The 6,043-nt window shown below is 42.0% G+C and carries 6 protein-coding genes; 1 reads left to right on the top strand and 5 read right to left on the bottom strand.

Features of this window, described 5'->3' with window-relative positions; genetic code table 11:
- On the top strand, window positions 1-284 hold a 284-nt coding region (locus CXF82_RS00195; protein WP_219621759.1), incomplete at its 5' end, for a DUF3653 domain-containing protein.
- Window positions 285-374: 90 nt separating this feature from the next.
- Here CXF82_RS00195 and CXF82_RS00190 read toward each other — a convergent pair.
- The 5 genes from CXF82_RS00190 to CXF82_RS00170 all read right to left on the bottom strand — a co-directional run.
- Complete coding sequence (locus tag CXF82_RS00190) at window positions 375-641, bottom strand: DUF6953 family protein (RefSeq protein WP_102043453.1); 267 nt, start codon at window positions 639-641, stop codon at window positions 375-377.
- A 17-nt stretch (window positions 642-658) separates the two neighbouring features.
- Complete coding sequence (locus CXF82_RS00185; RefSeq protein ID WP_102043452.1) at window positions 659-886, bottom strand: YodC family protein; 228 nt, start codon at window positions 884-886, stop codon at window positions 659-661.
- Between the two features lie 85 nt (window positions 887-971).
- Window positions 972-1,799 (bottom strand): RusA family crossover junction endodeoxyribonuclease, encoded by an 828-nt coding sequence (locus tag CXF82_RS00180; protein WP_180961143.1) that lies wholly within the window; start codon window positions 1,797-1,799, stop codon window positions 972-974.
- Window positions 1,800-2,559: 760 nt separating this feature from the next.
- Window positions 2,560-5,280: an aconitate hydratase AcnA gene (gene acnA / locus CXF82_RS00175; RefSeq protein WP_102043450.1), complete on the bottom strand. Its 2,721-nt coding sequence runs from the start codon at window positions 5,278-5,280 to the stop codon at window positions 2,560-2,562.
- A gap of 361 nt (window positions 5,281-5,641) precedes the next feature.
- Window positions 5,642-6,043 (bottom strand): LysR substrate-binding domain-containing protein (locus tag CXF82_RS00170; protein WP_257982690.1); only part of this gene is annotated, 402 nt, incomplete at its 5' end.

Raw genomic sequence — 6,043 nt, 5'->3', positions numbered from 1 at the left:
AACCAACGAGTGGCACAGCTTTAAGGCTATTAGACATTACAGCTGCAGGCTTCTTACCATGCGTTAAAGAATGGGATGGTTTTTATATTTTTAGTGGTCGCATTATCACTCCATCAGGTTTTGATGTATTACCAAAAGAAATAGACCTGATGTGTGAAGAGCTTGGGCGTGTTCCATCAGCTTATAAACTAATGAGCCAACCAAGATTGTTTAAACCTTGGAGAGATCGAGAACCTGAGTTTGTGAAAGATTTTAAGACGGCTTTAAATGTGCGCGCTGTGTGAATCCTGAGTTAGTTGTCTAACACTGGTACGCTAAATTAAACGTACTAAATAGTAAAAAACCGCCTATGTAAGCGGTTTTCTAATTGGATATTAACCACGAGCCAAACGACCCTCTTCATCTTCTGCGACACGAGGCCGCCAGTAAAACTCTGATCTAACCCATACAACGTCATGCTCATTTAATTTTTTAAATGAATTAAGCAGCTTCGTACCTAAGACCAAATTTCCATCAGCATTTTCTCGTAGATGTGTTTCATCCTTCGCTTTAACTAGAAAGTCGACTACATCATCCTGATACAAGCAATTTTGTTTAACTAATTCTTGCTGCATCCAAGCAGCAACATGTTTTGCATCCATGACTATCCTTTACCACCTTAAACAGGAACAACAGGAACAACAGGAACAACAGGAACAACAGGAATCATCAAAGTATCTTGAGGGAATCTGCCATGACTATATTTTTTTCCTGCAAACCATGTGCAAGAGTAGATACCATTAAACTCACCATTATGAGTTATGATCTTTTCATTCACAGTCATCTCTGGGCCACCTGATTTTAAAATTACCAAGTCACCAGTTTTATATATACTTTTTACAGCCATCGTTATTACCTTAAATGAATTAATCTCAATACTTATATGAGGACTAAATCTGAAAATTCAAGGGATAATAATCACTTATATGGTTTTAGCTTGATTTAATCGCCTTTTCATGCGCTTTACGTAAGTTCAATAATGCAGTATAAGTAAAACCGTGATTTAAACATTTTTGTCTAAATTTAGGCAGACTATAAATTGTTGAACTATTAAACCCATTTAATCTTGTTCGATGCATATCATATGAAGACACAACTAAATAACGGTCTGCATTTGCCCCCATCTCTTTAAGCTTTTCAGCCGTTAACCTATGCTTCTTTCTGGCTTTTATTACTGCTAATGCACCATACATGGAAATATGTTCATCAAAATTTACATTCATTGGAGTGCACACTGCCCCGGAATACTGAATGAAAATCAGATCATTTTTGTTGAAACAATAGTCGTTATTAAAAGACAGTTTAATTTTTACTATATTATCTACTTTCTGATCATTTCTTGATAGCCAATAAGTATGGATAGAACCTATTTGGGCATCATCAATAAGAACACCATTTTCTCCAGTAAAAGCATCTAAAATTGGTTTTGTAATGTTGTCTAGGTCACCAACCTTATCTGTTTCTTGCCTTTCTACAGCATCTAGATACCAAGTTATTTCTATGTTTACACTTTCGGATATCACCCACTGAAACTTTTTAAGTTCACTGTGTATTAGTGCGATTAAATCTCGTTGTCTTTGAATTTTGGATTGCATGCTTACAATTTTTTCAAATTCCAACTCTATAGTCATTTCAGCACTTGCTGACTCTTTAACTAAATAGTGCTTATCGAAACTACAATTATCTGTTGAAACATTTATATTCATAGAAACCTTGGGGAGTTCACTCCGGCGCTTATATTTGGCAAAACGTGCATGCACATTTAATAAACCTATTATTTAAGCCGCACTTTAACAAAGCTATTGATTAGTAAGCACTCTATCAGAGTTGTACTGAATAAACGAGCACGGAAAATTGAAAAGTGAGCATTGATTTTGATGTCTTTTCTAAAGTAATCTGTACTCATTTATCGATGAGTAAAAGTAGGTCAACTGGCTTGTTACTTATCTGTGCTGCTTACCGTCTGTAACTCACAATGGGGCATAAGTGAGTTAAGCCCCCTAACCTATTCTTGGACAATTAAGTAGTGGATATCGATTAAGCCATATGGTTCAAGTGGAGTAGCCAATCCATTATCATGAGTTCAGACGACGTAGCGGCTCTAACTGACAATTATCAAGCTCGAATTGATTTTCTCAATAGTCACGCCGGTATCCAAAACAGTTTCAGTGTAGAACCTTAGTCCTCTTTCACTACTTTTTGGTAGGACATACACGCTTCCTGATGCCGCTCATAGTCGTCGCATTTTAACGAAGTTCAATGCACTTAATGGATTTAAGCCAATATCTGTTTAAGTTGATAAATCAAATATATTCGAATAAAAAGTAAAGCATTAATATTTGTGGTTACTTTCATACTGATTGAACCTTTGATCGAGACACACAGTGCCACCAAACGGCTAAACAACAAACCGTCGCTGCCCATATCCATTTCGACAGAATACAAATAGGCCCAAGTCGTCAAACTTGGGCCTATTTACAGGTTATCTTAAACGGGTGATTACCTTATGTAGAACCCTGATTACTTGGCTAGATTGCGCAATACATAATGCAGAATACCGCCATGTTGGTAGTAACTGAACTCATTGGGAGTATCAATACGGATTTTCGCTTCAAACGAATCTTGCTTACCCGCTTTGTCGGTCGCAGTTACCTTGACTATTTTCTGACCAGCACTCACGGCAGGAATACTGAATTGCTCTTCACCAGTGAGGTTCAGCGACTCTGCACTGTCATCTGGCATAAACTGCAAAGGTAAAATACCCATTCCAACCAGGTTAGAGCGATGAATACGCTCATAACTTTGGGCAATGACCGATTTAACGCCCAACAGTGCAGGCCCTTTGGCTGCCCAGTCTCGTGAGCTACCCGTGCCATATTCCTTACCTGCAAGCACGATACAAGGAGTGCCCTGTTGTTGATACTGCATGGCAGCATCAAATACTGTCATCGACTCACCGTTAGGCATCAAGCGTGTCCAGCAGCCCTCAGTACCCGGAGCCAGCAGATTTTTCAGTCTGATATTGGCAAAGGTTCCGCGCATCATCACTTCATGGTTTCCGCGACGCGAACCGTAAGAGTTAAAGTCCTTAATGGCCACACCAGCCTGTTGTAAATAGTCTCCAGCAGGACTGTTTGGGGCAATCGATCCCGCTGGTGAAATATGATCGGTCGTGACCGAGTCACCCAATTTGAGTAAACAACGGGCATTGTCGATAGCCATTATTGCTGGTATCTCAGCACTGATCCCATCAAAAAATGGCGGTTGTTTAACATAGGTGGAATTCGGCCAGTTATATTTCTGGCTCTGCACCACTTCTAACCCTTGCCAGTCGGCATCGCCACTGTAAATATCGGCATAACGGGACACAAACATATCGCTTTGTACTGCGCTGGCCATGACCTGTTGGATTTCTTGATTGTCCGGCCAGATATCTCTTAAATAAACCGCATTACCATCAGCATCCTCCCCAAGTGATTCGCTAGCAATATCGGCCTTCATATTACCGGCCAGTGCATACGCCACCACAAGGGGCGGCGATGCCAGATAATTCGCTTGTACTTCAGGATGAATACGTCCATCGAAATTACGGTTGCCCGACAACACCGAACACACCTTCAACCTGCCCTGTTGTATCGCTTCACTAACAGGCTGAGGTAAGGGGCCGGAATTACCAATACAAGTGGTACAACCGTAACCCACTAACTGAAACCCTAGAGCATCTAAATCGACATTGAGACCCGATTTTATTAAATAATCTGTCACCACCTGCGATCCAGGTGCAAAACTGGTTTTCACCCAAGGTTTAACCTGCAAGCCTTTTTGGCGGGCATTTCTGGCCAATAATCCGGCGGCGATTAGCACTGATGGATTGGAGGTATTAGTACAACTGGTAATTGCGGCAATCACCACCGCGCCTGCTTCGAGGACAAAGTCCTTATCTCGATACTGGCAGGCAACGCCTGTGTTGCCATCAGCGACCGGCGCTGAGGGACCACCTTCGCTTGACAGTTCATCTTTACCTACAGTTTCGATTTGATTAACAGGGATCTGGCTGTCCAGCCACTGACGGAAACTGACACCCGCTTTATCAAGTGCAATCCTGTCCTGCGGCCTTTTAGGACCCGCAATAGAAGGCACAATACTGCCCAAATCTAATTGTAAACTGGCGTGATAACAGGCTTTGTTCTCAGATCCGCAGCCCCACATGTCCATCTCTTTAAGATAAGCCTTTATGAGCTCGATCCGCTCAGGATCACGACCAGTAAGGGCTAAGTAATCTACAGTTTGCTGATCGATCGGGAAAATACCACTGGTGGCACCGTATTCAGGGGCCATATTGGCAATGGTTGCTCTATCGGCTAGGGTCAGTTGATCGATGCCAGCACCAAAAAACTCAACAAATTTTCCTACCACCCCAAATTCACGTAATTGCTCGGTGACCGTTAACACCAGATCGGTAGCTGTAACCCCTGGTGGTAATGTACCGGTAAATTCAAAGCCGACAATTTCGGGTAACAGCATGGTAACGGGTTGGCCTAACATGGCGGCCTCAGCCTCAATGCCTCCTACGCCCCAGCCCAGCACACCCAAACCGTTAATCATGGTGGTATGAGAATCTGTACCGACTAAGGTGTCGGGATACAATAAGTTGTCTTCATCTTCTTTGACAAAAACCACCCGAGCCAAATATTCCAAATTAATCTGATGCACAATGCCGCGCCCTGGCGGCACCACTTTAAAGTTGTCAAAGGCTTGCTGACCCCAACGCAGAAATTGGTAGCGTTCACGGTTGCGCTTTATTTCGATGGCGGTATTTTTTTGCAGCGCGCCGGATTCGGCAAACACATCAACCATTACCGAATGGTCAATCACCAGCTCGACTGGATTGAGTGGATTAATCGCGTCAGCATTGCCACCTAATGTTTCGATAGCATCACGCATCGCGGCCAAATCGACCACAGAAGGTACACCGGTAAAATCCTGTAAAATAACCCTAGAGGGCACAAAAGCGATTTCGGTTTCTGACCAGTTATCTAAATCCCAGCGGGCCAAGGTATCTATATCCTCTGGCTGGACAAATTCTGAATTTTCATAGCGCAGTAAATTTTCTAATAAGATTTTTGCCGCAAAGGGTAAGCGGGATAAATCATAGTGTTCGGCTAATCGATCAAAGCTATAATACCGGAAAGTTTTTCCTTTACTTTCAAGCTGTTTCAATAATTGCATCGAATTTGTCATCACTGATCTCCCTATAAACGTTTATTGGTACTTCCTGCTAAGCTTAGTAAACACACTAACATAACCACATTAAAATCGTTCTGAAGTGGTATAGATAATTTGGCCACTCAATTAAAGGTTACATTAGGTTTTTGAGGGTAAATACAAACAGCTAAACTTCGAGATATATCCATTTCAAACACGTTTTGGGGTAGAAATGTGTTAATGCTTAAGCTCTATAAATGACTGTTGGTAGGTTTCTGGGTAGCGAAATTCCTTGTGGACACAGCCAATCTCGTGGCGGTTAACGCTAACATCTTCAAGCCTTTTACCTTCTACTGAGAAACTAAACTTGCCATTGCAATTAACCCTGTAGTGGGAATTAGAATGAATGGCGACTCAGCTCAGTAACTAACATACGGCGTCCGTCGCTCTCAACATGTTGTAAAAAGGCCTGAGCAATGGCGGTTTGTCGTTTGGATTTTAGCCATAAAAAATACCAGTTCGAGTTAATAGGCAAAGATTCTACCTGTAATTGCGCTAATCCCATATTGCCGCCAAATGCTAAGGTGTGCGCTGACAAAATACTAACTCCTAGACCCGACATCACGGAGTGCTTAATGGCCTCATTACTTTCTATGGTCATCTTGATATTGAGATTGACTCCCTTCTTTTCCATAAAACGTTCTATGGCTAAACGTGTGCCAGAGCCATTTTCACGCATTAAAAATGGTGCTTGACTTAACTCCTCAAGCGATACGGACTTTTGTTTAACAAAGGGGTG

Source organism: Shewanella sp. GutDb-MelDb (assembly GCF_002836075.1).
Taxonomy (GTDB): Bacteria; Pseudomonadota; Gammaproteobacteria; order Enterobacterales; family Shewanellaceae; genus Shewanella.
The sequence above is the reverse complement of the archived record's forward strand: the minus strand, read 5'-3'. Positions and strand labels throughout refer to the sequence as shown.

Excerpts from the sequence above, each read along its gene's own strand:
- CXF82_RS00185 (WP_102043452.1), bottom strand. The coding sequence starts at position 886 with ATGGCTGTAAAAAGTATATATAAAACTGGTGACTTGGTAATTTTAAAA.
- acnA (WP_102043450.1), bottom strand. The coding sequence starts at position 5,280 with ATGACAAATTCGATGCAATTATTGAAACAGCTTGAAAGTAAAGGAAAA.
- CXF82_RS00190 (WP_102043453.1), bottom strand. The coding sequence starts at position 641 with ATGGATGCAAAACATGTTGCTGCTTGGATGCAGCAAGAATTAGTTAAA.